This is a genomic window from Arthrobacter sp. BI5, from assembly GCF_056680065.1.
Map to the genome: position 1 here is coordinate 1,430,196 of NZ_CM155264.1, position 26,463 is coordinate 1,456,658.

Genomic DNA, 26,463 nt, shown 5'->3' on the forward strand with positions numbered 1-26,463 from the left:
GCTGCTCAAGACTCAGCGGGGCCGCGTCGTCGCCTCCGCTGCTTACGACTCCGCGGCGCCGCGTTCCAGCAGCGGCTGGATCCGGAACGGGATCAATTCGCCCATGGCCAGGGCGGTATCGGTGCGGTCCACGCCGTCGCAGGCGAGGATCTTGCCGTTGATCCGGAACAGGTCCTCGGCGTCGAGGGCGACCACGCGGAGCAGCAGGTCCGCCGAACCGGTGAGGCCGTAGCCCTCCAGGATTTCCGGGATGCCGGCCAGCTCCACCGCCAACTGGCCCAGCTTCTGCTGCTGAACGTGGACGGAGATGAAGGCCATCAGGGGATAGCCCAGGGCGGCCGGGTTGATGCGGCGTTCAAAGGAGAGGAAGACGTGCTTTTTCTCCAGCTGGGCCATCCGGGCCTGCACGGTATTCCGGGACAAGCCCAGCTTCTGGGCCAGCGCCACGACGGTGCGGCGGGGATCCCGCGCCATGGCCGAAAGCAGGCGGGTGTCAGTGCCATCCAGAGCTTGCATAATGCGCAAGGTTAGCACGGTCGCAGATCCCGACACAGGGCAGAATGCTCAATTTTTTTGAGGGTGGTTGTACCCAATGCCAGTTGTGAGTAGGGTCACAATTATCCGGGGCAACGGCGCCCGGGTGGCCGTCGCGCGTAGGGATCACGAGTTCCGCGGGCAGGGTCAGACGACGTCAGAAGGTTGCGGACAAACTGTGTTTACCGACGACGCGGGCAAGGGCGGCATTGCCGCCGGCGGCCCCGGGAACAGTGCAGGATCAAACAGGCGCTCGGGCGGCGATCTCGTCCAGCTCATCACCCCGGGAGGTGAACGCATAAGCCATCCGGAGTTCGACGCCTGGGTCCAGGACGTCAGCGATGAACAGCTCGCCTCGCTCTACGAGGACATGGTCGCCATCCGCCGGATCGACGCCGAGGCCACCGCCCTGCAGCGCCAGGGCGAACTGGCACTCTGGCCCCCGCTGCTCGGCCAGGAAGCGTCGCAGATCGGCTCGGCGCGCGCGCTCCGCGACGACGACTTCGTTTTCCCCAGCTACCGGGACAACGGCGTCGCCTACGTCCGGGGTGTGCAGCCGGCGGACATCGTGAAGGCCTGGCGCGGCAACGCCCTGGCCGGCTGGGATCCCTACACGGTGAACGTGGCGACGCAGCAGATCATTATCGGCGCGCAGTCGCTGCACGCCACCGGGTACGCAATGGGAATCCAGAACGACGGCGCCGACTCGGTGGCCGTGGCCTACTTCGGCGACGGCGCCACCAGCGAGGGCGACGTCAACGAAGCCATGGTCTTCGCGGCGAGTTTCCAGGCCCCGGTGGTGTTCGTCTGCCAGAACAACCATTGGGCCATCTCCGAACCGGTGATGCTGCAGTCCCACATCCAGATCGCCGACCGCGCCTCCGGCTTCGGCATTCCGAGCATGCGCGTGGACGGCAACGACGTGCTGGCGGTCATGGCCGCCACCCGGATCGCCCTCGACCGGGCCCGCCACGGCGGCGGACCCACCTTCATCGAGGCCGTCACCTACCGGATGGGCCCGCACACGACGGCGGACGACCCCACCCGCTACCGGGACGCCAACGAGCTCGAGGACTGGGCCGCCAAGGACCCGATCGCCAGGCTCAAGACCCTGCTCGACCGCAAGGGCCTGCTGACCGCAGAGCTGGACGCCGCCGTCGCCGCCAAGGCAGACGCCGTGGCCAAGGAACTGCGCTCCGGCACCATCAACATGCCGGAACCCCAGCCGCTGGACATCTTCAAGCACATCTACAGCACGCCCAACTCCTCGCTGGAGCGCCAGCAGGACCACTACACCCGTTACCTGGCTTCCTTCGGCGATCCCGCAGAAGCCGCTTCCGAAGAAGGTGCACGCTGATGACGCAGATGACCTTTGCCCGAGCCATTAACTCGGGCCTGCGCAAGTCCCTCGAAAACGATCCCAAGGTAATCCTGATGGGCGAGGACATCGGTACCCTCGGCGGCGTCTTCCGCGTCACCGACGGCCTGCAAAAAGACTTCGGCAAGCACCGCGTGGTGGACACGCCGCTCGCCGAATCCGGCATCCTCGGCACCGCCGTCGGCCTCGCCTACCGCGGCTACCGCCCGGTGGTGGAGATCCAGTTCGACGGCTTCATCTACCCGGCGTTCGACCAGATCGTCAGCCAGGTCGCCAAGATGCACTACCGCACCCAGGGCGCGGTCAAGATGCCCATCACCATCCGCGTCCCCTTCGGCGGCGGCATCGGCTCGCCGGAACACCACTCCGAATCGCCCGAGGCCTACTTCACCCACACCTCGGGCCTGCGGGTGGTCAGCGTGTCCAACCCGCAGGACGCCCACACCATGATCCAGCAGGCCATCGCCTCGGACGATCCGGTGCTCTACTTTGAACCGAAGCGCCGGTACCACGACAAGGGGGAAGTGGACGAGTCGCTCGACCTCTCCACCGCCCTGTCCATGGAGAAGGCGCGCGTTGTCACTGAAGGCACCGACGTGACGCTGGTCGCCTACGGCCCGCTGGTCAAAACCGCGCGCGATGCCGCCCTCGCGGCTGCTGATGAAGGCGTCTCCATCGAGGTGATCGACCTGCGCTCGCTGGCCCCGCTGGACTTCGCCACCCTGGAAGCGTCGGTCCGCAAAACCGGCCGGCTCGTCATCACGCACGAGGCCAGCCAGACCGGCGGCCTTGGCGCGGAGGTGGCCGCCAGCATCACCGAGCGTTGCTTCTACCACCTCGAAGCCGCACCCGTGCGGGTGACCGGATTCGACGTCCCGTACCCGTACTCAAAGCTTGAAATGCACCATCTGCCGGGCCTGGACAGGATCCTCGACGGCGTCGACCGGGCCCTGGGCCGCCCCAACTCCCTGAGCGGGCTGGAAGGATGAGCGCCACCATGATTAAGGAATTCCGGCTCCCGGACCTCGGCGAAGGCCTGACGGAATCAGAAATCGTCGCCTGGAAGGTCGGCGTCGGGGATACCGTCACGCTCAACCAGATCATCGCCGAGGTGGAAACCGCCAAGGCCGTCGTGGAACTGCCCTCACCGTTCGCCGGCGTCGTGACGGCACTGCATGAGCAGCCGGGCACCGTGGTGGAGGTCGGCAAGCCGATCGTCTCCTTCGAGATCGAGGGCGACGGCGGCGCCGCTGATGCCGGCGATGCCCCCGCCAAGCGCGAACCGAACCTGGTCGGCTACGGCGCGGTGCTGGAAGGCTCCGGCCGTCCGGCCCGACGCGCCCGCAGCTTCGCCGCCGCGGCAGCCCCGGCAGCCGCCGAAGCGACGGCTGTCGCACCCGCCGGCGCACCCGCCGGCGCACCCGCCGTCGAGCGGGCCCAGGCCCCGGCCCCGGAAGTGGCCCCTGCCGAAACCCCGGCTGCGCCAGTGACCGCCGGCGCCCACCCGGCCGAGCGTCCGCGCTCCACGCCGCCGGTGCGCAAACTGGCCAAGGACCTCGGCGTCGACCTCACCGCCATCACCGGCACGGGGGAGCGCGGGCTCATCACCCGCGATGACGTGCGGAACTTCGTCGGCGGCGGCGACCTTCCGGTCGCACCCCGGGAACTGGCCGGCGGCCAGGCCGTCGCGCCGGCACCGGCACAGGGCGCGCGGGAAACCCGGACCCCGATCAAGGGCGTGCGGAAATTCACCGCTGCGGCCATGGTGTCCAGCGCCTTCACGGCCCCGCACGTCACCGAGTTCCTCACGCTCGACGTCACGCCCACCATGGAACTGCTGGGCCGGCTGAAGGCCAGCCGCGCTTTCGCCGGCTACAAGCTCACGCCGTTGACGCTGGTGTCGAAGGCGGTGCTGATTGCGCTGCGCAACCACCCGACGCTCAACGCCCGCTGGGACGACGTCAACCAGGAGATCGTCCAGTTCAACTACGTCAACCTCGGCATCGCGGCCGCCACGCCCCGGGGACTGACCGTGCCGAACATCAAGGACGCGGACCGGATGTCGCTGCTGGAGCTTTCCACGGCGCTGACCGAACTGACCGAGACCGCGCGGGCCGGGAAGACCGCCCCGGCGGACCTTTCCGGCGGGACGATCTCCATCACGAACATCGGTGTGTTCGGCATCGACGCCGGCACGCCCATTCTCAACCCGGGCGAGGCCGCCATCCTGGCGCTCGGCGCGGTGCGGAAGATGCCGTGGGAATACCAGGACGAGGTGGCGCTGCGCCAGGTCATGACGCTGAGCCTGTCCTTCGACCACCGGCTGGTCGACGGCGAACAGGGTTCCCGCTTCCTCCAGGACCTGGGCGCCATCCTCGCCGACCCCGGCATGGCCCTGGCGATGATCTAGCCGTTTCGAAAAAGAAGGCCGGGCATCCACGTCGTGGGTGCCCGGTCTTTTGCCGTCCGGGGGCACTTTGAGGGCAATTTTCGACGGCGGGGCCCCGGATGTCGGCGTGTCCGCGCCAAAGTGCCCCCGGAGCGCGGCCGGTTTATGCGCCGTGGGCGGGAGAGCCGGCCGTCAGCCGAGGGGCGGGGGAGTTGCCGGTGCCGTCAGGGCGGCCAGGGCCATGCTTTCCAGCAGCGGCCGGGCGCGCTTGAGGGCCATCCGGCGCCCGTGGTTCCGCACCGAGTGCGGCGTGGAGTTAATCAGGCCGAAAGTGGCGTGGGCCCGCATCCGCAGCTCGGCCGGGTCCGTGTCCGGATGCAGGACGGCCAGGACGTCCACCCAGAGCTCAACGTAGCTGCGCTGCAGTGTCCGGACCTCGGCCTCGTCGTCGTCGTCGAGGTTGCTGAAGTCCTGATCCTGGACTCGGATGACATCCGCGTTGCTCAGGGCGAAGTCCACGTGGAACTCGACCAGGCCGGCGAGGGCCGCGGCCGCGCCGTCGGACCCCGCCACCACGGCGCGGCCGCCCTCCAGCAGGTCCTGGCTGACACTGAGCAGCAAGGCACCGAGGACCGCCTGCTTGCCGGCGAAGTGGCGGTAAACGGCGGGGCCGCTGACCCCGGCTGCGGCGCCCAGGTCCTCTAGTGAGACACGGTTGAACCCGTCGGCGGCGAAAAGGGCGGCGGCCGCAGTAAGCAGCGCCTTCCGGCGGTTCTGCTTGGCCTGGCTTCGCTGGGTGGTCTGGCTGGACTCGGTCACCGGCGCGTCCCCTTCTCGACTGTCCTGCGGGAAACTGTCCTGTGTTGGACATCACAGTTAATAGAGACTAACCTAAATCTCAGTTATGCGTTACTAACCGAAATGGTCGGGACGCCCCGCTGGGGTGAACGCCGTACGGCCGAGGACGGAAGCAGTCAATGGAGACAATCGCCAGCCAGGTGGATGCCGGCAGCCCAGGCTTCGCCGCGAACCGCGAGGCGCAGCTTGGGCTGGCCCGGGAGCTGAAGGAACGCCTCGCCGCGGCCGCGCTGGGCGGCCCGGAAAAGTCCCGGGAACGGCACGTGGCGCGCGGCAAGCTCCTGCCGCGCGAACGGATCGACCGGCTGCTCGACGATGGCAGCCCCTTCCTGGAGATCGCCCCGCTGGCCGCGGACGGCATGTACGACGGCGATTCGCCCGGTGCCGGCGTGATTGCCGGGATCGGCCTGGTCCACGGCCGCCAGGTGCTGGTCATCTCCAACGACGCCACGGTCAAGGGCGGCACCTATTACCCGATGACCGTGAAGAAGCACCTCCGGGCGCAGGAAATCGCGTTGGAGAACCGGCTGCCCTGCATCTACCTCGTGGACTCCGGCGGGGCGTTCCTGCCCAAACAGGACGAGGTCTTCCCGGACAAGGAGCATTTCGGCCGGATCTTCTTCAACCAGGCGAAAATGTCCGCGGCGAAGATCCCGCAGATCGCCTCCGTGATGGGGTCCTGCACCGCCGGCGGCGCCTACGTCCCGGCGATGAGCGACGAGACCGTGATCGTTCGCAACCAGGGGACCATCTTCCTGGGCGGTCCGCCCCTGGTGAAAGCGGCGATCGGGGAGATTGTCACGGCCGAGGAACTCGGCGGCGGCGAGGTGCACTCCAAGATTTCCGGCGTCACCGACCACCTGGCCGAGAACGATGAGCACGCCCTGCAGGTTGTCCGGGACATCGTTTCCACCCTGCCGAAGCCGGCGGCCCCCGTCTGGGAGGTGGACACCGCCGTCGAACCCGTTGCCGACCCGGACGAGCTCTATGGCGCGGTGCCCACCGACGTCAACGCCCAGTACGACGTGCGCGAGGTCATCGCCCGGCTGGTGGACGGCAGCCGCTTCCACGAATTCAAGAAGAACTACGGCACCACCCTGGTCACAGGCTTCGCGAAGCTGCACGGCCACCCGGTGGGCATCGTCGCGAATAACGGCGTGCTGTTCAGTGAATCGTCGCTCAAGGGCGCGCACTTCATCGAACTCTGCGACCAGCGCGGCATCCCGCTGATCTTCCTGCAGAACCTCTCCGGCTTCATGGTCGGCAAGGACTACGAACAGGGCGGCATCGCCAAGAACGGCGCCAAGATGGTCACCGCCGTCGCCACCGCCCGGGTGCCCAAGCTGACCGTGGTGATCGGCGGGTCCTTCGGTGCCGGCAACTACTCGATGTGCGGCCGCGCGTACTCGCCGCGCTTCCTCTGGATGTGGCCGGCGTCCCGGATCTCCGTGATGGGCGGCAACCAGGCCTCCAGCGTGCTCGCCACCGTCAAGCGGGACCAGTACGAGGCCCGCGGCGAGGAATGGTCCGCCGCGGACGAGGAAGCCTTCAAGGCCCCCATCAAGGCCCAATACGAGGACCAGGGCAGCCCCTACTACTCCACCGCCCGCCTCTGGGACGACGGCGTGATCGACCCCGCGGACACCCGCACCGTCCTGGGACTGGCGCTCGACGTCGTCTCCCGCACCCCGCTGCCGGAGACCTCCTTCGGCCTGTTCCGGATGTGAGCCACCTGTGACTGTTACCTTAACCCCCACGAAGCCGCTCTTCGGCACCGTCCTGGTCGCCAACCGCGGCGAGATCGCCTGCCGCGTGATCCGCACCCTGCGCGCCCTCGGCATCCGTTCGGTGGCGGTCTATTCCGACGCCGACGCCGGCGCCCGCCATGTGCGTGAAGCCGACGTCGCCGTCCGGATCGGTCCCGCGGCCGCTACCGAGAGCTACCTGAAGATCGACGCCATCGTCCAGGCCTGCCGCGACACCGGCGCCGAAGCCGTGCACCCCGGGTACGGCTTCCTGAGCGAAAACGTCGACTTCGCCCGCGCCCTGGAAAAGGCGGGGATCACCTTCATCGGCCCCGGCATCGAATCACTCAACGTCATGGGCGACAAGATCCGCTCCAAGAACCACGTTACCGGCTACGGCGTCCCGGTCGTCCCTGGCATCGCGGAACCCGGAATGAGCGACGAGCAGTTGATCGAGGCGGCGGCCGGCGTCGGTTTCCCGCTGCTGATCAAGCCCTCGGCCGGCGGCGGCGGCAAGGGCATGCACGTCGTCGAACGCCCCGAGGACCTGGAAGCCACCCTGGCCACCGCCCGGCGGGTCGCGGCGAGCGCCTTCGGCGACGACACCCTGTTCCTGGAACGGCTCGTCACGACGCCGCGGCACATCGAGGTCCAGGTGCTGGCGGACAACCACGGCAACGTCATCCACCTCGGCGAGCGCGAGTGCTCGCTGCAGCGCCGCCACCAGAAGGTCATCGAGGAAGCCCCGTCCCCGCTGCTCGAATCCCTGCCCGATGGCGCGGACATCCGGGCCCGTCTGGGCGAGGCCGCCTGCCAGGCCGCGCGCAGCGTCAACTACTCCGGCGCCGGCACCGTGGAGTTCCTCGTCTCGGACAACGCCCCGGACGAGTTCTTCTTTATGGAGATGAACACCCGTCTGCAGGTCGAACACCCGGTCACCGAGATGGTCACCGGCGTGGACCTGGTCGAATGGCAGGTCCGCATCGCCGCCGGCGAAGAACTCACCATCCGCCAGGACGACGTCGTGCTCACCGGCCACTCGGTGGAGGCCCGGGTGTACGCCGAGGTGCCGGAGAAGAACTTCCTGCCGTCCACGGGGACGGTGCTGCTGCTCGATGAAATCCCCGGCCCCGCACAGCGGCCCAGTGCGGCTGCCCGCAACGACGTTGAAACGGCCCATGGCCGCGTCCGGGTGGACTCGGCGCTGGTCCAGGGCCTGGAGATCTCTTCGAGCTACGACCCGATGATCTCCAAGGTGATCGCCTGGGGGCGGGACCGCACCGCGGCCCTGGACACCCTGAACGAGGCGCTCGCCGAGTACACGGCGCTGGGCATCGACACCAACGTCGAGTACCTCCGCCTGCTGATCAACGACGCCGACGTCCGCGCCGGCCGGCTTGATACCGGCCTGATCGAGCGCAAGATGCCGGACTTCAGCTTCCGGCGCGTGGGCGAGGCCGAATTGGTTGCCGCTGCCCTCTTCGCGCTGGCGCAGACCGAGCAGCAGTATCAGTCCGAGCCCGCAGGCGGGCCATGGCAGCGCCGGGACGGCTGGCGGCTCGGTGCCCGGGTGCCGCTGCGGATCAGCCTCGGGACGCCGGACGGCGGCGTCGCTGCGGTGTCCGTTGCAGACCACCCGGCGGCAGAATTCGTCCGGGTGTCCGTTGACGGTGGTCCACAGCGGAAGGCGCTGTGGCGGCCCACCAGCCGCTGCGAGGGGGAACTGGACCTCGACGGCGACAGCACGGCCTTCGCGTTCGCGCCGGTGTACACCGGCCCGGTCATTCCGAGCTGGGACAACCCGGCCCCCGGGGCGCCGACGGAACTCTTCCTCGGCCACGACGGCTGGTCCTGCCGGCTCGAGGTGCTCACCAGGGAGACCCGGCTCGCCCGGGTGCTCGCCGCCGTCGAACGCGAGGAAGGTGCCGCCGACCCGGCGGTGCGCTCGCCGATGCCCGGCACCGTGGTGTCCGTCTCGGTCGGCAACGGCGACACCGTGGAGGCCGGGCAGGTCCTGCTCGCGGTGGAGGCCATGAAGATGGAGCACCAACTGGTGGCGCCGCTGGACGGAACCGTGCATCTCAGTGCCGGCGCCGGAGACCTCGTCAAGGCCGACCAAGTCCTCGCCACCATCCACCCGCACGAACCCTCGGCACCATCAACGGCGGAGGACACCGTCGAGGAAGCCGTCATCGCGATGGGCGCCGCGGACTAGCACCCCGATAACTTCAGCACCACCCCACAGCCACCCCAGACACAGGAGTCACCCCCATGCCAGACTTTGAACTCAGCGAGGACTACCAGGACCTCAGCGACACCGTCCGCGAATTCGCCGACCAGGTGGTGGCCCCGGTTTCCGCCAAGCACGACGAAGAGCACAGCTTCCCCTACGAGGTCGTCTCCCAGATGGCGGACATGGGCCTGTTCGGCCTGCCGTTCCCGGAAGAGTTCGGCGGCATGGGCGGGGACTACTTCGCCCTGGCCCTGGCGCTCGAACAGCTCGGCCGGGTGGACCAGTCGGTCGCCATCACCCTCGAGGCCGGTGTCTCGCTCGGCGCCATGCCGATCCACCGCTTCGGCAGCGACGCGCAGAAGCAGGAATGGCTGCCGCTGCTGGCCTCCGGCAAGGCGCTCGCAGGCTTCGGACTGACCGAGCCCGAGGCTGGCTCCGACGCCGGCGGCACCAAGACCACCGCGCGCCTCGAAGGTGGGGAGTGGGTCATCAACGGCAACAAGGAGTTCATCACCAACTCCGGCACCAACATCACCAAACTCGTCACGGTCACCGCGGTCACCGGCCAGGAGGACCGCCCGGACGGCAGCGTCAAGAAGGAAATCTCCACCATCCTGGTGCCCACCAGCACGCCCGGCTTCACGGCGGAGAAGGCCTACAACAAGGTCGGCTGGAACGCCTCGGACACCCACCCGCTGACTCTCACGGACGTCCGCGTTCCGGAAGCGAACCTGCTCGGCACCCGTGGCCGCGGCTACGCGAACTTCCTCTCCATCCTTGACGAGGGCCGCATTGCGATCGCTGCGCTGGCCGTCGGCGCCGCCCAGGGCTGCGTGGATCAGGCCGTGAAATACGCCAAGGAGCGCAGCGCCTTCGGCCAGAACATCGGCAAGTACCAGGCCATCGCGTTCAAGATCGCCCGGATGGAAGCACGCGCCCACACGGCCCGGCTGGCGTACTACGACGCGGCCGCCCGGATGCTCGCCGGCAAGCCGTTCAAGACGCAGGCCGCCATCGCTAAGATGGTCGCAGGCGAGGCAGCCATGGACAACGCGCGGGACGCCACCCAGGTGTTCGGCGGCTATGGCTTCATCAACGAATTCACCGTGGCGCGCCACTACCGCGACTCCAAGATCCTCGAAGTCGGCGAGGGCACCACGGAGGTCCAGTTGATGCTGATCGCCCGCGAACTGGGACTGTAGCCGGCCGGAAGGATCCTGCGATGATCAACAAAGTTGTTGCCAGCGCCGCCGAGGCCGTCGCGGACATCCACGACGGCGCCTCGCTCGCCGTCGGCGGCTTCGGGCTGTGCGGCATCCCGGTGGCCCTGATCGACGCCCTGCACGCGGGCGGCGCGACGGACCTGGAGACCGTGAGCAACAACTGCGGCGTGGACGACTGGGGACTCGGCATCCTGCTCAAGGACGGCCGGATCCGCCGCACCATCAGCTCCTACGTGGGGGAGAACAAGGAATTCGCCCGCCAGTATCTGGCCGGGGAACTCGAGGTGGTCCTCACGCCGCAAGGCACGCTGGCCGAGAAACTGCGGGCCGGCGGGGCCGGCATCCCCGCGTTCTACACGCCCGCCGGCGTCGGCACCCAGGTCTCCGACGGCGGCCTGCCGCAGAAGTACGACGCCGACGGGAACGTCGCGGTCGCCTCCGCGGCCAAGGAGGTCCGCAGCTTCCACGGCACCGACTATGTGTTGGAGGAGGCACTGACTCCGGACTTCGGCCTGGTCCACGCCTGGAAGGGCGACCGGCACGGCAACCTCGTTTTCCACGCCACCGCGATGAACTTCAACCCGCTCTGCGCCATGGCCGGCAGGATCACCATCGCCGAGGTCGAGGAGCTGGTGGAGCCGGGCGAGCTGGACCCGGAGCACGTCCACGTCCCCGGGATCTTCGTCCAGCGGGTGGTCCTCGCACCGCAGGCGGAAAAACGGATCGAAAAGCGCACCGTCGCGGTGCCATCCACAACCACCCAGCAGCCAGGAGCCTAGCCGTGGAGACGAACAACTCGCAGGGAGCCCCGCCCCGGCCCGAAGCGGTCCGCCACGAATACCGGCGTCCCGCCGTCGAGCACCCCGCCGGGGTGGAGAGCAAGGGCTGGACGCGCAACGAGCTGGCCGCCCGGGTGGCGCAGGAGCTGCACAACGGCCAGTACGTCAACCTGGGCATCGGGATGCCGACGCTGATCCCCAACTATATTCCGGCCGGCGTTGAGGTGGTGCTGCACTCGGAGAACGGCATCCTCGGCGTCGGGCCCTACCCGGCCGAGGACCAGGTGGACCCGGACCTGATCAACGCGGGCAAGGAGACCGTCACGGTCAACAAGGGGGCCGCGTTCTTCGACTCCGCAGCCTCCTTCGGCATGATCCGCGGCGGCCACGTCGACGTGGCGGTGCTCGGTGCCATGGAAGTGGCGCAAAACGGGGACCTCGCCAACTGGATGATCCCCGGCAAGATGGTCAAGGGCATGGGCGGGGCGATGGACCTGGTCTTCGGCGCCAAGAAGGTCATCGTGATGATGGAGCACGTGGACCGCAACGGCAACCCCAAAATCGTGGAGCGCTGCACGCTGCCGCTCACCGGCAAGGGCTGCGTGGACCGGATCATCACCGACCTTGCCGTGATCGACGTCGTGACCGACGGCGGTACGTCCCGGCTGGTGCTGCGGGAACTGGCGCCCAACGTCACCGCAGAGGACGTGGCCGCGGCCACCGGCGCCGAACTCTTCGAGGAAGACCAGGAACTCACCGTATGACCACTAACGCCACGCCCGGGTCCGGAGCCGGCCGCCGGGTCATCGAACAGCGCGGCCTCTACTTCGACGAACTCGAAGAGGACGTCGTTTACGCGCACCGTCCCGGCCGGACCGTGACGGAGACCGATAACGTCCTGTTCACCACCATGACCATGAACACCCAGGCGCTGCACCTGGACGCGGCGTGGAGCGCCGGGCAGCCGTTCGGCCAGCGGCTGATGAACTCCATGTTCACCCTCGCCACCTTGGTGGGCCAATCCGTCGCGCAGCTGACCCAGGGCACCATCATTGCGCAGCTGGGGCTGACGGACGTGTCTTTCCCGCACCCGCTGTACCACGGGGACACGCTCTACACGGAGACCGTGGTGACCGGTAAACGGCCCTCCTCCTCCCGGCCGGGCCAGGGCATCGTGACCATGCAGCACACCGGTCGGAACCAGGACGGCACCGTGGTGGCTCTCGCCACCCGCAGTTGCCTGATGTGGATGCGGGAGGCGCATGCCGAGACCCAGAACGCCCACAGAAGGGCAGAATAGAGCCATGAGTTTCCTGATGGGCCCCGCCCTGCTGTTTTGCCCCGCCGACCGCCCCGAGCGCTACCAGAAGGCTGCCGAGCGTTCCGACGCTGTGATCGTGGACCTCGAGGACGCCGTCGCACCCGCGGACAAGCAGCGCGCCCGCGGCGCGATCCTCGCCCAGCTGGGCTCCGCCGGGGACGTCCCTGAACTGGACCCCAGCCGCACGATCATCCGGATCAACCCGGCCGGCACGGAAGAGTTCGAAAAGGACCTGCACTGCCTGAAGCACACCCCGTACCGGCACGTGATGCTCGCCAAGGCAGAGAGCGCCGCCCAGCTCAGGGAGCTTGAGGGCTACAGCGTGATTGCCCTGTGCGAGACGGCCGCCGGCATCGTCAACGCCGCCGCCATCGCCGCGGAGCCCAATGTGGTGGGCCTGATGTGGGGCGCCGAGGACCTGCTCGCCTCGCTCGGCGGCACCTCCAGCCGGAATGACGACGGCGGCTACCGCGCCGTGGCGCTGCACGCGCGCTCCACCGTGCTGCTGGCCGCCCGGGCGTCCGGCAAGGACGCAATCGACTCCGTTTACGTCAACATCCCGGATCTGGAAGGCCTCGCCGCCGAGGCCCGGGACGCCGTCGCCTCCGGGTTCGGCTCCAAGGCCTGCATCCACCCGAACCAGGTCGCCGTCGTCCGCGAAGCCTACGCCCCGTCCGAGGCGGAGGTAGCCGCGGCCAAGGAGCTACTCGACGCCGCCGCTGCCGCCGGCTCCGGGGTGTTCCAGTACCAGGGAAAGATGATCGACGGGCCCATCCTCAGGCACGCCGAGGCCACACTGCGCCGCGCAGGCCGCCCCTGACCCCGGCGTCCGCGAGATGGCAGGTCGCGGCAGTGTTTCACTCTGGCACTGCCGCGAAGTGTCATCTCGGGCTCAGCAGCGCCGCAGCTACCAGTAGAAAACGAAAGCACGGGCCGGGAGTCTGACGACTCCCGGCCCGTGCTTCATGTTTTGCGGCTTCTTATATGCCGACGCGTCCGCAGGCTCCCGTCGATTAGGGCTGGGGGCCGGCCTTTACTGCCAGCACCGGGCACTCCGCCTCAAGCAATATCCGTTGGGACGTGCTGCCCAAGATCAGCTTGCCCACGGGGGTGCGGCGGCGCAGACCGATCACAATCAGATCAGCATTGTGCTCCTCTGCGGCATCCAGTACCTCCGCGGCCGCATCATGTCCACGGACCGGCTGCTTGATCACGTGGTCAATTCCCTGAGCAGCGAGCCGGTCTTCGATGCTTTGGATCTCTGGCTCCTGCGCGTACCGGTTATCCACCAGCGCATCACCCTTGGAGGAGTTGATGACCAGCAGCCTCTTGCTGCTTTTCCGCGCCTCACCAATGGCCTGGGCCAGTGCTGCTTCGCCCTCGGGTGTCGGGACGTATCCCACCACGATCGTCATGGTAGCTCCTTGATTCTGCTGAATGTGGGTAGATGGGTTTGGCGAAAGGCGCGGGAGCGCCTACTCAGTCGCTGTAGTCGGCTGCGCCGGAATTGGCTGGAAGCAGTGAGCCGCGCTCCGGGCGGTTGCGGCGGATCAGCTTGGACGCGAACGGCCACAGCAGGATGATAGCCACGATGACGTAGACCCCGACGGCGATCGGCTCGCTCCACAGACCGGCCGGATCGCCGGCGGAGAGCTGGAGCGTCTTGCGCAACTGCCCCTCGAGGCGCGGCCCCAGGATTACGCCCAGGACCAACGGCAGGACGGGAAGCCCGAAGCGCCGCATCATGAACCCCAGCGCACCAAGGACCAGCAGCATCACCAGGTCGAATGCCTGCAGGTTCACCGAATAGGCGCCCAGCGTGGCGAAGAACAGGATCCCGGCGTAGAGGTACGGGCGGGGGAGCTGCAGGAGCTTCGCCCAGACCGGTGCCAGCGGAAGGTTGATGATCAGGAGCAGCAGGTTGCCGATGAAGAGGCTGGCAATCAGCGCCCAGACCAGCGGCCCCTCGCTGGAGAACAGCTGCGGGCCGGGCTGGATGCCGTAGGACGTGAAGGCTGCCAGCATGACGGCGGCCGTGGCGTTGGTGGGCAGGCCCAGTGCCAGCATGGGCGTCAGCGTGCCCGCAGCTGCGGCATTGTTGGCGGCTTCCGGGCCGGCAACGCCTTCGATGGCGCCGTGGCCGAATTCCTCGGGGTGCTTGGAGAGCCTCTTCTCGGTCACGTAGGACAGGAAGGTTGGGATCTCCGCGCCGCCTGCCGGAAGGGCTCCGAAGGGGAATCCGAAGGCAGTGCCGCGGAGCCAGGGCTTCCAGGACCGCTTCCAGTCCTGCTTGCCCATCCACGGACGGCCCACCGGGATGATGTGCAGGGGACTGCGACGCAGGTGCGCGGCAACCCACAGTGCCTCGCCGACGGCGAAGATGGCCACCGCCACCACCACGATGTCCAGGCCGTCGGCCAGCAGCGGCAGACCGAAGGTGAGGCGTTGCTGGCCGGTGACGGAGTCGATGCCAACGAGTCCGATTGCCAGGCCCAGGCCCAGCGACGCGAATCCACGCAGCCGGGAGGAACCCAGTACGGCTGTGACCGCCAGCAGAGCGAGCACCATGATCGCGAAGTAACTGGGCGAGCCCAGGCTGACGGCGAACTGGACCACGATCGGCGCGCACACTGCCAGCAGTGTGGTGCCGATGGTTCCGGCAACGAACGAACCGATGGCTGCGGTGGCCAAAGCCTGAGCCGCCCTTCCGGCCTTTGCCATCTTGTTGCCTTCGATGGCCGTGACCACCGAGGAGGACTCGCCGGGGGTGTTGAGCAGGATGGACGTCGTGGAGCCGCCGTACATGCCGCCGTAGTAGATGCCGGCGAACATGATGAACGCGCTGGTCGGTTCCAGGGCGTAGGTGACAGGGAGCAACAAGGCCACGGTCATGGCCGGGCCCAGGCCCGGCAGGACGCCCACGGCGGTGCCGAGGACCACGCCGATCACCGCGTACAGCAGGTTCATGGGGGTAAGGGCGGTGGCGAAACCGTCCATGAGCGAGGAGAAGACATCCATCAGAGAACCCCCTCCAGCAAACCGGCAGGCAGGGCGATGCCGAGGCCCAGGTAGAAGCCATAAAAGGTCAGGACAGACAAGGCCAGGGAAATGAGGCCGTCACGGACGAAGTGCCGCCCGCCGAGGGCCCAGACGCTGCCCCAGAACAGAATTGTTCCCGAAATCACCCAACCGGCCCAGTCGATGAGCAGAATGTTGGCCACGAAGGCGCCCACGAGGGGCAGCACGGTCTTCCAGTCCACGGGATGCGCCAGGTCAATATCCTCGCCGCCTTCGGCTTCGCCCTTGCCGCCCCGCAATACGTCCACGGCCAGCAGCAGGGCGCAGACGATGAGCAGGCCGGCCACGATGAAGGGGACCGTTTTCGGGCCCACCGGATCCGACTGCGAGTACGGCGTCGCCAGGCCGTTGGCGTCGAGAAAGACCACCACGCCGGCCGCCCCGAGCAGGAGGGCGACCCCCAGCTCGGGGCGGCCGGTGAGCCGTGAGGCCGCCGTTGGTGCAGAACTCACGCCAAACCAAGCTTCGTGAGGACGTCCGCCACCCGCTTGTCCTGCTCCGTCAGGAACGTCTTGAACTCGTCACCGGTGACAAAAGCATCGGTCCAGCTGTGCGTCTTCAGCGCTTCTTTCCAGGCCGCGGTGCCGTGCATCTTCTCGAGGGCTGCGATCAGGCTTGCCTTGTCGGCGTCGCTGATCCCCGGAGGGGCGACGACGCCGCGCCAGTTCGTGAACACCAGGTCGATGTTGGATTCCTTGAGCGTGGGAGCGTCAACGCCGTCCAGCCGCTCGGCGCCGCTGGTAGCCAGGACGCGGACCTCGCCCGATTCGATCTGCTTGAGGTATTCGCCCGCGCCGGAGGCCGCGAAGCCGAGCTTGTTGCCCAGGATGGCCGGGAGCAGGTCGCCGCCGCCGTCGTAGGAGACAAAGTTGACCTTGGTGGCGTCGATTCCCACGGCTCCGGCGAGCTGCATGGGAAGCAGGTGGTCGGGGCCGCCCGGCGAGGACCCGCCGCCGACCGCAATGGAACCCGGGTTGGCCTTCCACGCCTTCACCAGGTCATCAATGGTCTTGAAGGGCGAATCCTTGCCAACCATGATGGCACCGGGCTCTTCAATCAGCCTGGCCAGCGGCGTGGTGTCCGTCAGCTTGGCCGTGGACTTGTTGGTGTAGCTGGCGCCGACGACGCCCAGGCCCATCAGCATGGCGAGGTCGCCGTTGCCCTTTTCGTTGACCACGCGGGCCAGGCCAACGGTTCCGCCGGCGCCGGCGAGGTTGAAGACCTCGGTGTTGGTGGCGATCTTCTCGTCGTCGAGAACCTTCGCTGCCGCCCGTGCGGTGGTGTCGTAGCCGCCCCCGGCCGTGTTGGGGACCAGGATCTGGAGCCCGGTGACGGGGCCGGCGGAAGCGCTGGAGCTGCCGCTCGGTGAGCTCTTTGCGGTGGCCCCGCAACCGGTGGCCATCAGGGCGATGCCGGCAGCGACGGCGGCAATTCGCAATGCGCGGACTTGGCGCATGGTGTTCCTCTTCTCAGTAAAGTTCTCGGTGAAACTGGTCAGCAAAACTGACTGGTGCTTTGATGTTAGGCGGCGAAGTGACGGGCATCACTCTTGTGTAAGCAGAGAAAGTTAAGTTCATTTCGTTCACGTTTCAGGCTCCCAACCATGCCTAAATTCGCGGCGGAAACGTTAGCCGGCGGTGGGGTATAGTTCACCCCACCGCCGGAGCTTGGGACCTTCGCGGACGCACCCGGTGCCTCCGCTTCGAGGAAGCCCGCGGAACCACAACAAAGAATTGGGAAGAACGGCTCGTGACTCGACGAAGAGGAATGTCCCTCGCCGGGCAGTACCTGGTCCTGCAGCTGCTGATCGTCCTGGCGGTCCTGGTCGGCGTCGTGGCCATCTCCCTGGCCCAGTCGGCGGCCGCGTTTGAGCGAGTCGAGGGGCGACGGGCCCTGTCCGCGGCCGAAGCGCTGGGCAACAATCCCACCGTGCGTGCGTTGCTGCCCTCGGCGGAGCCCCGGGGCAGCGCGGCGCTGTCTGCCGTCGCCGAGTCGGTGCGCACTGTCTCCGGGTCCGCGCGGGTGGCCCTTGCCCGGATCGACCGCACCGTGGTGGCGTCGAGCGACCCCGGACTGCTGCGCCGGCCCTTGGAGCTTGGTGCGAGCCGGGTGATGGAAGGCCGGGCCTGGACGGGGGTGGTGGGCGGAACAGCCATCCCGGTGCTTTCGGCCCACGTCCCGGTCCTGGACGATTCCGGCACCATGATCGGTATTGCGTCGATCAGCCGGAACTACCCATCCACGTGGGAGCGGCTGGGGGACGCCGTCCCGAACCTGTTGACCTATCTGGGAGTGGCCAGCGTCCTGGGAGTGGCCGGTTCCCTCCTGCTCTCCCGCAGGGTGAAGCGGCAGACCCTCGGCATGGAGCCGAGCGAAATCTCCGGCTTGGTGGAGAACCGCGAGGCGATGCTTTACGGGCTCAAAGAGGGCGTGGTGGCCCTGGACCTCCGCGGTCGGATTACCGTGGCGAATGACAGTGCCCGGGCGCTGCTGGGCCTGCCGGCGGATTGCGTGGGAAAGGATCTGGCCGGACTGCCGGTTGAACCGGCGCTCAAGGAAGTGATGACAGGCGAACAACCCGGGCAGGACCAGCTGGTCCTGGTGGGGGAGCGCCTGGTGGTAATGAACCGGGTGCCTATTCGGTCCAAGGGTCGGGTCATGGGTTCCGTTGCCACCCTGCGTGACCGGACTGAGCTCTCGTCGCTTGAGCGCGAACTGGGTGCAACGCGAACGGCCACTGACACCCTCAGGGCGCAGGCCCACGAGTTCGCCAACCAGCTGCATGTCATTTCGGGGCTGATCCAGATTGGCGAGTACGAGTCCGTGGTGCAGTTCGTCAACGGCGTTACCGTCGACCGCACGCGGCTCAACGACGACGTGACCAGCCGCATCCAGGACCCGGCGCTCGCCGCTTTGCTCATTGCCAAATCGAGCCTCGCCGTGGAGCGGGGGGTGCTGCTGCAGCTGGACCCCGCTTCGTCACTGTCGCGGGTGGAGGACGAACTTTCCCGGGATCTGACCACCGTTGTGGGCAACCTCGTGGACAACGCCCTCGACGCCGTCACGGGCGCGGCGGAGGCTTCCGTCCGGGTCCTCGTCGAGGACAGCCGCGGGGAAGTTGTTGTGACCGTCCGGGACACCGGCCCGGGCATTGACGGCGCGGCGGCCGAGGAAATTTTCCGCCAGGGGTTCAGTACCAAACAACCTGGCCCCGGTGGCGGCCGGGGCTTCGGCCTGGCACTTTCGCGCGTGGTCTGCCAGCGCAGCGGCGGAGCCCTCGCGGTAGTCAACGACGGCGGGGCGGTCTTTACGGCCCGGCTGAAAAGGGCGCCGGCCAAGCGGGCGCACGGGAAAGGAAAGGTGGGCCGGCTGTGATTAACGTTCTGATCGTCGACGACGACTTCATGGTGGCGAAAGTCCACTCCGGTTTTATTCAGCGCACGCCGGGCTTCGCCGTCGTCGGCCTCGCGCATACGGGAGCCCAGGCGCTGGCGGAAACCGCCCGGCTGCAGCCCGACCTGGTCCTGCTGGACATTCACCTCCCCGACATCAACGGACTGGACCTGATGGCCAGGCTGCGGGAGACAGCGCCCCAACTGGACGTACTGGTGATCAGCGCGGCCCGCGAGGTCGAGACCGTCCGCCGGGCCCTGCGCGGCGGAATTGTCCACTACCTGATCAAGCCGTTTTCGCAGTCGGACCTGCAGGAGCGGTTGGAGCACTACCGCAACGCTTACCAGGGCCTGGACCTGGCCAAGGACGTGGCCGAACAATCGGACGTGAACCGGGTCTTTGGACTGGAACGCACGGATCGCGCCGAACGGGCGGAAATCCGCCTCCCCAAGGGCTGCAGCGCCGAGACCCTCCGACTGGTGGTGGATGTGCTCCAGACTGCCGAATCGGATCTGTCAGCGGCGGAAGTCGCGGACCTGCTGGGCACGTCCCGGGTCAGCGCACGCCGTTATCTCGAATACCTCCACGACGAGGCGCGGGTAGAGGTCCGCCTCAAGTACGGCGCCGGCCGCCCGGAACGACGCTACGAGCTGAAGCCGGCATGACCCCGCCGGTCTCCGTGTAATCGCCGAGGTGACAGATCACGGCAGTGTTCTTCGGAAACACTGCCGTGATCTGCCGTTTCGCGCTTCAGGCCCGGGTGGACCCGGGCTGCCGGACCGGTGCGGGATACTGGAATCATGCAGCCGCGCACAATCGTCCTTCTCGGATCCACCGGGTCCATCGGAACCCAGGCCATCGACGTCGTCGACGGCGCCCCGCACCTGTTCGAGATCGTGGCCCTCAGCGCCGGCGGCGGCAACCTCGAACTCCTCGCCCGGCAGGCCGTGCACACCCGGGCCCGGGCCATCGGCGTCGCCAGCGGGGACGCCGCGGTCCTCCAAGCGTTGATCGACGACGCCGCCCGCGCGGCCGGCGTCTCCGGCTACCGTCCGGAGATCATCACCGGTCCGGATGCCTCCACCCGGATCGCGGAAATCCCCGCCGACGTCGTGCTCAACGGCATCACCGGCTCGATCGGACTCGCCCCTACGCTGGCCGCGCTCAAGTCCGGCGCCACGCTGGCCCTGGCAAACAAGGAGTCCCTGATCGTGGGCGGCGCCCTGGTCAAGGCGGCCGCCCGCGAAGGCCAGATCGTCCCGGTCGACTCCGAACATTCCGCCATCGCCCAGTGCCTGCGTTCCGGCTCCGCCGCCGAAGTGGACAGGCTGGTGCTGACCGCTTCCGGCGGCCCGTTCCGCGGCATGACGCGGGAACAGCTGCACGACGTTACGCCCCGCGATGCCCTGGCGCACCCCACCTGGGACATGGGTCTGATGGTCACCACCAACTCCGCGAGCCTGGTCAACAAGGGCCTGGAAGTCATCGAGGCCCACCTGCTCTTCGACATCCCGCTGGAGCGGATCGACGTGGTGGTCCACCCGCAGTCGGTGGTGCACTCCATGGTCCAGTTCGTGGACGGGTCCACCATCGCGCAGGCCTCGCCGCCGGACATGCGCCTGCCCATCGCCCTGGGCCTGGGCTGGCCGGACCGGGTGGCCGGGGCTGCCCGGCCCTGCGACTGGAGCCAGGCCACCAGCTGGACCTTCGAGCCGCTGGACACCCGGGCGTTCCCCGCCGTCGGCCTGGCCAAGGAAGCGGCCCGGCGGGGGAGCACCTTCCCGGCGGTCTTCAACGCCGCCAACGAGGAAGCCGTGACAGCCTTCCACGCCGGCCGGATCCGCTTCACCGATATTGTCGATACCATCGAAGCCGTCATCAGCGAGCACTCAGGATCCTCCGGGTTGACGGTCGAATCCGTGCTGGATGCTGAACAGTGGGCACGCGCGCGGACCCTCGAGCGTTTGGCCGTGGGAAGTGCCTAAGAAGTAGCCGACCAATGCCCAGGAAGTAGCAAAACCCAGCATGAGCCCCGTTGTCCTCTTTATCCTCGGCGTCGTCTTCGTCGTGATCGGCATCGCCGTGTCCATCGCCCTGCACGAGGTGGGGCACCTGGTCCCGGCCAAGCTCTTCAAGGTGCGCGTCACCAAGTACATGATCGGCTTTGGCCCCACCCTCTGGTCCAAGCGCCGGGGCGAGACCGAGTACGGCCTCAAGGCGATCCCGCTGGGCGGCTTCGTGTCCATGATCGGCATGTACCCGCCGAACAAGACGGACGGCAGCGTCCGCCCCTCCAGTACCGGGATGTTCCAGTCGCTCGCGGCCGACGCCCGCTCCCTGGCGCATGAGGAAATCGGCCCCGACGATGGGAACCGGGTCTTCTACCGGCTCCCGGTCTGGAAGAAGATCATCATCATGCTCGGCGGTCCCGCGATGAACCTGCTGATCGGCGTCGTCCTGACGGCCGTGCTGCTGATGGGGTTCGGCGTGTCCGCCTCCACCACCACCATCGCCGATGTCTCCAAGTGCCAGGTCAAGGCAGGCGAGACCGTGGATCCCAACTCGGCTGACTGCAAGCCCACCCCTGCAGCCGCAGCCGGGCTCAAACCCAACGACCGCATCACCTCCTTCGACGGCAAGGCGGTCACCAACTGGGAAGAACTTACCGGCTGGATCCGTGCCTCCGCGGGCCGGCAGGTCAGCATCACGGTGGAGCGCGACGGCTCCCCGGTCACCACCACGGTCACCCCGGTCCTGTCCGCGCGCCCGGTTGTCGGTGCGGACGGCCGGCAGGCCAAGGACGCCGACGGCAAGCTCCAGTACCAGGACGTCGGATTCCTCGGCATCGGCGCCCAGACCGCCCTGGTGCAGCAGCCGGCGTCGGCCGTGCTGCCCATGGCCGGCGAGAACATCCAGCAGATCGCCGGCGTCGTCCTGAACCTCCCGGCCCGCGTGGCCGGGGTGGCGCAGGCCGCCTTCAGCGAAGAGCCCCGCGACCCCAACGGCCCCATCAGCGTCGTCGGGGTGGGCCGGGTAGCGGGCGAAGTCGCCGCCATGGAACAGGTTCCGCTGCAGAGCCGGCTGGCCGCACTGGTCGGGCTGCTCGCCGGGCTCAACTTCGCGCTGGCCGTGTTCAACCTCGTCCCGCTGTTGCCCCTCGACGGCGGCCACGTTGCCGGGGCGCTCTACGAGGGGGCCCGCCGCCAAATTGCCCGGCTGCTCGGCCGCCCGGACCCCGGTGCGTTCGACATCGCCAAGCTGCTGCCGGTGACCTACGTCGTGGCCGCGCTGCTGATGGGGATGGGCGCCTTGCTGATCTACGCGGACATCGTCAAGCCGGTCAACCTCTTCGGCTAGCCCTGCGCCGCCCGGGACCGCTGTGGTCACGGACGACATCGGTGTCCGTGTCCGGCCGTGCGGAGGAGTTGCAGACGTTCCCGCCCGGTTCTACGCGGCAGGACGCCGGATCAGCGTCCTTGGGCCGCGGCATTCCGCGGGCGCCGGGCGTGCAGGCCCGCAACAACTGGGCTGGAGCGCCGCCCCGCTACAACGCCGGAAACAGATCCGTTAGCCGCCGCCGGTTGTTTATCGATGATCAGCTTATTTCGGCTGATTCTAGATAATCAGTTGTAAATGGTTGATGTTACGGAATCAGCCGCCTAGGGTTGGGCTATGTACGTGATGACCATGGACCAGCGCGGCAGCACCGCCGACGTCGACCGCGTCCCGGCCCTCCTGGCCGAACTGGAGCAGCTGTGCCCCGGAGCGCGCTTCGAGCGTTCCGTGGGCGACGAGGTCCAGGGCGTGCCGGAGCGCCCGGAAGACGTCGTGGAGATTGCCCTGCATGCCCTCCGCAGCGGCCGCTGGTACGTGGGTATCGGTGTGGGCCCGGTCGACCTGCCGCTGCCGGCCAGCCCGCGGGAGGGATCGGGAGCAGCCTTCGTTGCGGCCCGCCTCGCGGTGGAAAGGGCCAAATCCGCCGCACCGCACGTGCCGCTCGCGGTCGTCGTTGCAGACGGGCAGCGGCGCCCGGGTGCCGGCGCCCCGGCCGCGAACACGGCCGCCAACCCGGATGACAGCCCGGCCGGGGGTCCGCCGGGAAGCCGGGAATGTTCCGCCGCCGAAGCGGTGCTGCGGTTGCTCGGACGCCTGGTCCAGGACCGGACAGCTGCGCAGTGGAAGGTGGTCGACGCGCTGCGCGGCATCCGCCAAGGGCACGCCGCAGCCCACGGGACGCAGAAGATCGCCGCACGGCAACTGGGAATCACCGAACAATCGGTGAGCCGTGCGCTGCTTCGCTCGGGCTGGCAGGAAGAATGGGCGGCGAGGCCCGCGGCCCAGATGCTGCTTGACCTGGCCCACGGCCTGGCCGTCGGGCCGGACAATGCGGCCGGGACGGACAACGCCGCCCGGCAGACACGTAACGAAGGAGACCGGTGAACGCCCTCTGGATCACGCTGGCCCTGCTGGCTGCAGGGTTCGCCGGCTGGCCGGTCACCGCCCTGGTGTTCCGGCTGGCCCGGACCATCGATGACCGCTCGGACACCCGCGCCGCTGCCGCCGCCGGAGCCGGTAACGCCGACGACCCCGCGGCCGGCGGAGCCGGTAACGCCGACGACCCTGCCGCCGGCCCCGCCGGTAGCGCGGACGGTACGGCGGACGGGACGGTCGACGGCGAAATCACCCGGCCGGCGACGCCCGCTGAAGCCGTTGCCGGCGGGCCGGGGCAGGGTCCGGCCGCGCCGGAAGCCGGCACCCGCATCCTCCGCGGCGGCGCGATCATCGGGGTGCTCGAACGGCTGGCCGTTTGCCTGGCCATCCTGACCGGCCAGCCCGTGGCCATCGCCTATGTCGTCGCCATCAAAGGCCTCGGACGCTTCGCCGAACTGAAGGAAACACCGGTGGCCGCGGAGCGGTTCATCATCGGCACCCTCACCTCGATGCTGTGGGCGGCCGGGGTGGCGGCCCTGGTCAAGGTGCTCCTGCTCGGCTGACGCGCCGGACAGGCGATAGGGTATCCGTATGACTGTTTTTGCTGTTGAGTACGTTTACGACGCCGAATCCGCCGAAACCCGCGACGCCGCCCGCCCGGCCCACCGCGAATGGACCGCGGAACTTGCGCAGGATGGCACGCTCCTTGCCAGCGGCCCCTACACGGACGGCGCCGGCGCCCTCCTCATCTTCAAGGCCGCCGACGAGCAAGCCCTGAACGACCTCCTCAAGCAGGACCCCTTCGCCGATGCCGGCGCCATCTCGGGCACCCGCACGATGGTGTGGGCGCCGCTGACCGGCCTGCTGGCCGGGCACTCCGCCTAGCCTGCACCGCCTGCCCGCCATCGATCGTTCGACCTAGAATTCGACACACAGAGGAGTCCACGTGACCTCGGTCAGCCTGGGAATGCCGTCGGCACCGCCCCCCGTTCTTGCCCCGCGCCGGAAGACCCGCCAGATCAAGGTCGGCTCGGTTGGGGTCGGCTCCGACTCGCCGATCAGCGTGCAGTCGATGACCACGACTCCGACCACGGACATCAACGCGACCCTGCAGCAGATCGCCGAACTGACGGCCTCCGGCTGCGACATTGTCCGGGTCGCGTGCCCCTCCGCCGACGACGCCGAGGCCCTGCCGATCATCGCCAGGAAGTCCCAGATCCCGGTGATCGCGGACATCCACTTCCAGCCGAAGTACGTCTTCGCAGCGATCGAGGCCGGCTGCGCGGCGGTCCGCGTGAACCCGGGCAACATCCGCAAGTTCGACGACCAGGTCAAGGAAATTGCCCGCGCGGCCAAGGACCACGGCACCTCGATCCGGATCGGCGTCAACGCCGGGTCGCTGGAGCCGGGCATCCTGAAGAAGTACGGCAAGGCCACCCCGGAAGCCCTGGTGGAATCCGCCGTCTGGGAAGCCTCGCTGTTCGAAGAGCACGGCTTCCACGACTTCAAGATCTCGGTCAAGCACAACGACCCCGTCATCATGGTGGCTGCCTACGAGATGCTGGCCGAAAAGGGTGACTGGCCGCTGCACCTCGGCGTGACCGAGGCGGGTCCGGCGTTCCAGGGCACCATAAAGTCCGCCACCGCCTTCGGCGCGCTGCTTTCCCGCGGCATCGGCGACACCATCCGGGTCTCCCTCTCCGCCCCGCCGGTGGAGGAGATCAAGGTGGGCAACCAGATCCTGCAGTCGCTGAACCTGCGCCCGCGCAAGCTCGAGATTGTCTCCTGCCCGTCCTGCGGCCGCGCCCAGGTGGACGTCTACACGCTGGCCGAGCAGGTCACCGCGGGCCTTGAGGGCATGGAGGTTCCGCTGCGCGTGGCCGTGATGGGCTGCGTGGTGAACGGCCCCGGCGAGGCGCGGGAAGCGGACCTCGGTGTGGCCTCCGGCAACGGCAAGGGCCAGATCTTCGTCAAGGGCGAGGTCATCAAGACTGTCCCGGAAGACCAGATTGTTGAGACACTGATCGAAGAGGCCATGCGTCTCGCTGAAGAGATGGGGGAGTCCGATGGCGAAGATGCTGTCCCGGGTAGCCCCGTGGTTAGCGTCTCGTAGGGACGGCGCCGGCGCCGCAGCCGGCACGACCGTCCGGGTCCTCACGGGTTCGGACACCGGCGCCCTGCTGGACCTGGCGCGGCAGGACGCCGTCGCCAATGTCTTTATTCTGTCCCACCTTGAGTCCGCCGGCACGGCGTCGCCCACCGCGGGCGGCGCCAGCATTTTCGGAGTGTTCGACGGCGATGCGCTGCTGGGCGCGTGCTGGGCGGGAGCCAACCTGGTGCCTGTGCAGCTGGACCCGGACCTGGCGTCCGTCGTGGCCGGCGCAGCGCACCGGTCAGGGCGCCGCTACGCTTCGATCTTCGGACCGTCCGGGACGGTCCTGGCGCTCCATGCAGCGCTGGAGCGCCTGGGCCACTCTGCCCAGGAGATCCGCGCGGACCAGCCGCTCCTGACCATCGACGGTCCGCCCGACATAGAGCCCAACCCGGCCCTCGGCTTCGGCCAGCTCGCGGACTTCGACCGGATCCTCCCCGCCTGCGCGGCCATGTTCGAGGAAGAAGTCGGCTATTCGCCGTACCTCGGCGGCCGTGACTACTACAGCCGCCGGGTTAAGGGACTGATCCGGGCCGGCCACTCGCTGGTCCATCTGGGCACGGACGGCGAGGTGGTGTTCAAAGCCGAGCTCGGGGCGGTGACCCCGGACGTGACCCAGGTGCAGGGGGTTTGGATGAATCCCGCGTACCGCGGCCTGGGCCTAAGCGCCGGGTACATGGCCGCCGTCGTGGTCCATGCCCAAACCCTGGCGCCGGTCACCAGCCTGTACGTGAACGACTTCAACACCCGTGCCCGCGCCAGCTATGAGCGGGTCGGCTTCCACCAGGTGGGAACTTTCGCGACCGTTCTCTTCTAGACACGATCTTGACACGCGCCTTTGACAAAAATCTGGGTGCAAACTCTTGTTTTGGCGACGTGCATCACATAGGTTCTAGCTAGCCGCGCCGAGCAGGCGCGAGCGGTCTCAGGGATGAACCAACCAGTGGCT

The 26,463-nt window shown here is 68.1% G+C and carries 25 protein-coding genes; 19 read left to right on the forward strand and 6 right to left on the reverse strand.

The window, feature by feature from the left end; translation table 11 throughout:
• Positions 1-42: 42 nt before the first annotated feature.
• A complete protein-coding gene (locus AC1MED_RS06465; RefSeq protein ID WP_346959269.1) occupies positions 43-516 on the reverse strand; it encodes an Lrp/AsnC family transcriptional regulator in 474 nt (157 codons plus the stop codon).
• A 196-nt stretch (positions 517-712) separates the two neighbouring features.
• Here AC1MED_RS06465 and pdhA point away from each other — a divergent pair, with 196 nt between their 5' ends.
• The 3 genes from pdhA to AC1MED_RS06480 are packed head-to-tail and all read left to right on the forward strand — an operon-like array spanning position 713 to position 4,322.
• Complete coding sequence (pdhA, locus tag AC1MED_RS06470; RefSeq protein ID WP_479786082.1) at positions 713-1,891, forward strand: pyruvate dehydrogenase (acetyl-transferring) E1 component subunit alpha; 1,179 nt, start codon at positions 713-715, stop codon at positions 1,889-1,891.
• Positions 1,891-2,901 carry an alpha-ketoacid dehydrogenase subunit beta gene (locus AC1MED_RS06475; RefSeq protein WP_479786083.1) on the forward strand — a complete coding sequence of 337 codons (1,011 nt, stop codon included), beginning with the start codon at positions 1,891-1,893 and terminating at the stop codon, positions 2,899-2,901. The genes pdhA and AC1MED_RS06475 overlap by 1 nt, the downstream gene beginning before the upstream one ends.
• Positions 2,898-4,322: a dihydrolipoamide acetyltransferase family protein gene (locus tag AC1MED_RS06480; RefSeq protein ID WP_479786084.1), complete on the forward strand. Its 1,425-nt coding sequence runs from the start codon at positions 2,898-2,900 to the stop codon at positions 4,320-4,322. The genes AC1MED_RS06475 and AC1MED_RS06480 overlap by 4 nt, the downstream gene beginning before the upstream one ends.
• Before the next feature lie 171 nt (positions 4,323-4,493).
• Here the strand turns inward: AC1MED_RS06480 and AC1MED_RS06485 are convergent, their stop codons facing one another.
• Positions 4,494-5,120 (reverse strand): SACE_7040 family transcriptional regulator, encoded by a 627-nt coding sequence (locus AC1MED_RS06485; RefSeq protein ID WP_479786085.1) that lies wholly within the window; start codon positions 5,118-5,120, stop codon positions 4,494-4,496.
• 158 nt (positions 5,121-5,278) lie between these two features.
• On the opposite strand from AC1MED_RS06485, the gene AC1MED_RS06490 reads away from it, so the two are divergent.
• From AC1MED_RS06490 to AC1MED_RS06520, 7 genes are read left to right on the forward strand one after another with little or no spacing between them, the layout of a single operon-like run.
• Positions 5,279-6,886 (forward strand): carboxyl transferase domain-containing protein, encoded by a 1,608-nt coding sequence (locus AC1MED_RS06490; protein ID WP_479786087.1) that lies wholly within the window; start codon positions 5,279-5,281, stop codon positions 6,884-6,886.
• A 7-nt stretch (positions 6,887-6,893) separates the two neighbouring features.
• A complete protein-coding gene (locus AC1MED_RS06495) occupies positions 6,894-9,119 on the forward strand; it encodes an acetyl/propionyl/methylcrotonyl-CoA carboxylase subunit alpha (RefSeq protein ID WP_479786088.1) in 2,226 nt (741 codons plus the stop codon).
• A gap of 56 nt (positions 9,120-9,175) precedes the next feature.
• Positions 9,176-10,339 (forward strand): acyl-CoA dehydrogenase family protein, encoded by a 1,164-nt coding sequence (locus AC1MED_RS06500; protein ID WP_479786090.1) that lies wholly within the window; start codon positions 9,176-9,178, stop codon positions 10,337-10,339.
• Positions 10,340-10,359: 20 nt separating this feature from the next.
• Positions 10,360-11,139, forward strand: coding sequence for a CoA transferase subunit A (locus AC1MED_RS06505; protein WP_479786092.1), 780 nt, complete (start codon positions 10,360-10,362; stop codon positions 11,137-11,139).
• 2 nt (positions 11,140-11,141) lie between these two features.
• Positions 11,142-11,903 (forward strand): CoA transferase subunit B, encoded by a 762-nt coding sequence (locus tag AC1MED_RS06510; protein ID WP_479786094.1) that lies wholly within the window; start codon positions 11,142-11,144, stop codon positions 11,901-11,903.
• Complete coding sequence (locus tag AC1MED_RS06515; protein ID WP_479786096.1) at positions 11,900-12,439, forward strand: MaoC family dehydratase; 540 nt, start codon at positions 11,900-11,902, stop codon at positions 12,437-12,439. Before AC1MED_RS06510 ends, AC1MED_RS06515 begins: the two co-directional genes overlap by 4 nt.
• Before the next feature lie 4 nt (positions 12,440-12,443).
• Positions 12,444-13,280, forward strand: a complete 837-nt coding sequence (locus tag AC1MED_RS06520) for an HpcH/HpaI aldolase/citrate lyase family protein (protein WP_479786097.1) — start codon at positions 12,444-12,446, stop codon at positions 13,278-13,280.
• 193 nt (positions 13,281-13,473) lie between these two features.
• Here AC1MED_RS06520 and AC1MED_RS06525 read toward each other — a convergent pair whose 3' ends face one another.
• The 4 genes from AC1MED_RS06525 to AC1MED_RS06540 all read right to left on the reverse strand — a co-directional run bounded on the left by AC1MED_RS06525 (position 13,474) and on the right by AC1MED_RS06540 (position 16,994).
• Positions 13,474-13,875, reverse strand: coding sequence for a universal stress protein (locus tag AC1MED_RS06525; protein WP_346959281.1), 402 nt, complete (start codon positions 13,873-13,875; stop codon positions 13,474-13,476).
• Between the two features lie 64 nt (positions 13,876-13,939).
• Positions 13,940-15,478: a tripartite tricarboxylate transporter permease gene (locus tag AC1MED_RS06530; RefSeq protein ID WP_346959282.1), complete on the reverse strand. Its 1,539-nt coding sequence runs from the start codon at positions 15,476-15,478 to the stop codon at positions 13,940-13,942.
• The gene (locus tag AC1MED_RS06535; RefSeq protein WP_479786098.1) at positions 15,478-15,990 is read right to left on the reverse strand and encodes a tripartite tricarboxylate transporter TctB family protein; all 513 of its coding nucleotides are present in this window, start codon (positions 15,988-15,990) and stop codon (positions 15,478-15,480) included. Before AC1MED_RS06535 ends, AC1MED_RS06530 begins: the two co-directional genes overlap by 1 nt.
• Positions 15,987-16,994 carry a Bug family tripartite tricarboxylate transporter substrate binding protein gene (locus AC1MED_RS06540; RefSeq protein WP_479786100.1) on the reverse strand — a complete coding sequence of 336 codons (1,008 nt, stop codon included), beginning with the start codon at positions 16,992-16,994 and terminating at the stop codon, positions 15,987-15,989. Before AC1MED_RS06540 ends, AC1MED_RS06535 begins: the two co-directional genes overlap by 4 nt.
• 311 nt (positions 16,995-17,305) lie before the next feature.
• Here AC1MED_RS06540 and AC1MED_RS06545 point away from each other — a divergent pair, with 311 nt between their 5' ends.
• The 9 genes from AC1MED_RS06545 (at position 17,306) to AC1MED_RS06585 (ending at position 26,331) form a co-directional block, all read left to right on the forward strand.
• On the forward strand, positions 17,306-18,913 hold the full coding sequence (locus AC1MED_RS06545) for a sensor histidine kinase (protein WP_346959322.1): 1,608 nt from the start codon (positions 17,306-17,308) through the stop codon (positions 18,911-18,913).
• Complete coding sequence (locus AC1MED_RS06550) at positions 18,910-19,596, forward strand: response regulator (protein WP_479786102.1); 687 nt, start codon at positions 18,910-18,912, stop codon at positions 19,594-19,596. Before AC1MED_RS06545 ends, AC1MED_RS06550 begins: the two co-directional genes overlap by 4 nt.
• Before the next feature lie 135 nt (positions 19,597-19,731).
• On the forward strand, positions 19,732-20,916 hold the full coding sequence (dxr, locus tag AC1MED_RS06555; protein ID WP_346959286.1) for a 1-deoxy-D-xylulose-5-phosphate reductoisomerase: 1,185 nt from the start codon (positions 19,732-19,734) through the stop codon (positions 20,914-20,916).
• A 40-nt stretch (positions 20,917-20,956) separates the two neighbouring features.
• Complete coding sequence (locus tag AC1MED_RS06560; protein ID WP_479786105.1) at positions 20,957-22,288, forward strand: M50 family metallopeptidase; 1,332 nt, start codon at positions 20,957-20,959, stop codon at positions 22,286-22,288.
• Between the two features lie 315 nt (positions 22,289-22,603).
• Positions 22,604-23,371 carry a MarR family transcriptional regulator gene (locus tag AC1MED_RS06565; protein WP_479786107.1) on the forward strand — a complete coding sequence of 256 codons (768 nt, stop codon included), beginning with the start codon at positions 22,604-22,606 and terminating at the stop codon, positions 23,369-23,371.
• Entirely contained in the window at positions 23,368-23,925 is a 558-nt protein-coding gene (locus tag AC1MED_RS06570; RefSeq protein WP_479786109.1) for a hypothetical protein, read from the forward strand. Before AC1MED_RS06565 ends, AC1MED_RS06570 begins: the two co-directional genes overlap by 4 nt.
• A gap of 28 nt (positions 23,926-23,953) precedes the next feature.
• Positions 23,954-24,247, forward strand: coding sequence for a YciI family protein (locus AC1MED_RS06575; RefSeq protein ID WP_346959290.1), 294 nt, complete (start codon positions 23,954-23,956; stop codon positions 24,245-24,247).
• 61 nt (positions 24,248-24,308) lie between these two features.
• Positions 24,309-25,475, forward strand: coding sequence for a flavodoxin-dependent (E)-4-hydroxy-3-methylbut-2-enyl-diphosphate synthase (gene ispG / locus AC1MED_RS06580; RefSeq protein WP_346959291.1), 1,167 nt, complete (start codon positions 24,309-24,311; stop codon positions 25,473-25,475).
• Positions 25,438-26,331 carry a GNAT family N-acetyltransferase gene (locus tag AC1MED_RS06585; RefSeq protein ID WP_479786580.1) on the forward strand — a complete coding sequence of 298 codons (894 nt, stop codon included), beginning with the start codon at positions 25,438-25,440 and terminating at the stop codon, positions 26,329-26,331. The genes ispG and AC1MED_RS06585 overlap by 38 nt, the downstream gene beginning before the upstream one ends.
• The last annotated feature ends 132 nt before the right edge of the window (positions 26,332-26,463 follow it).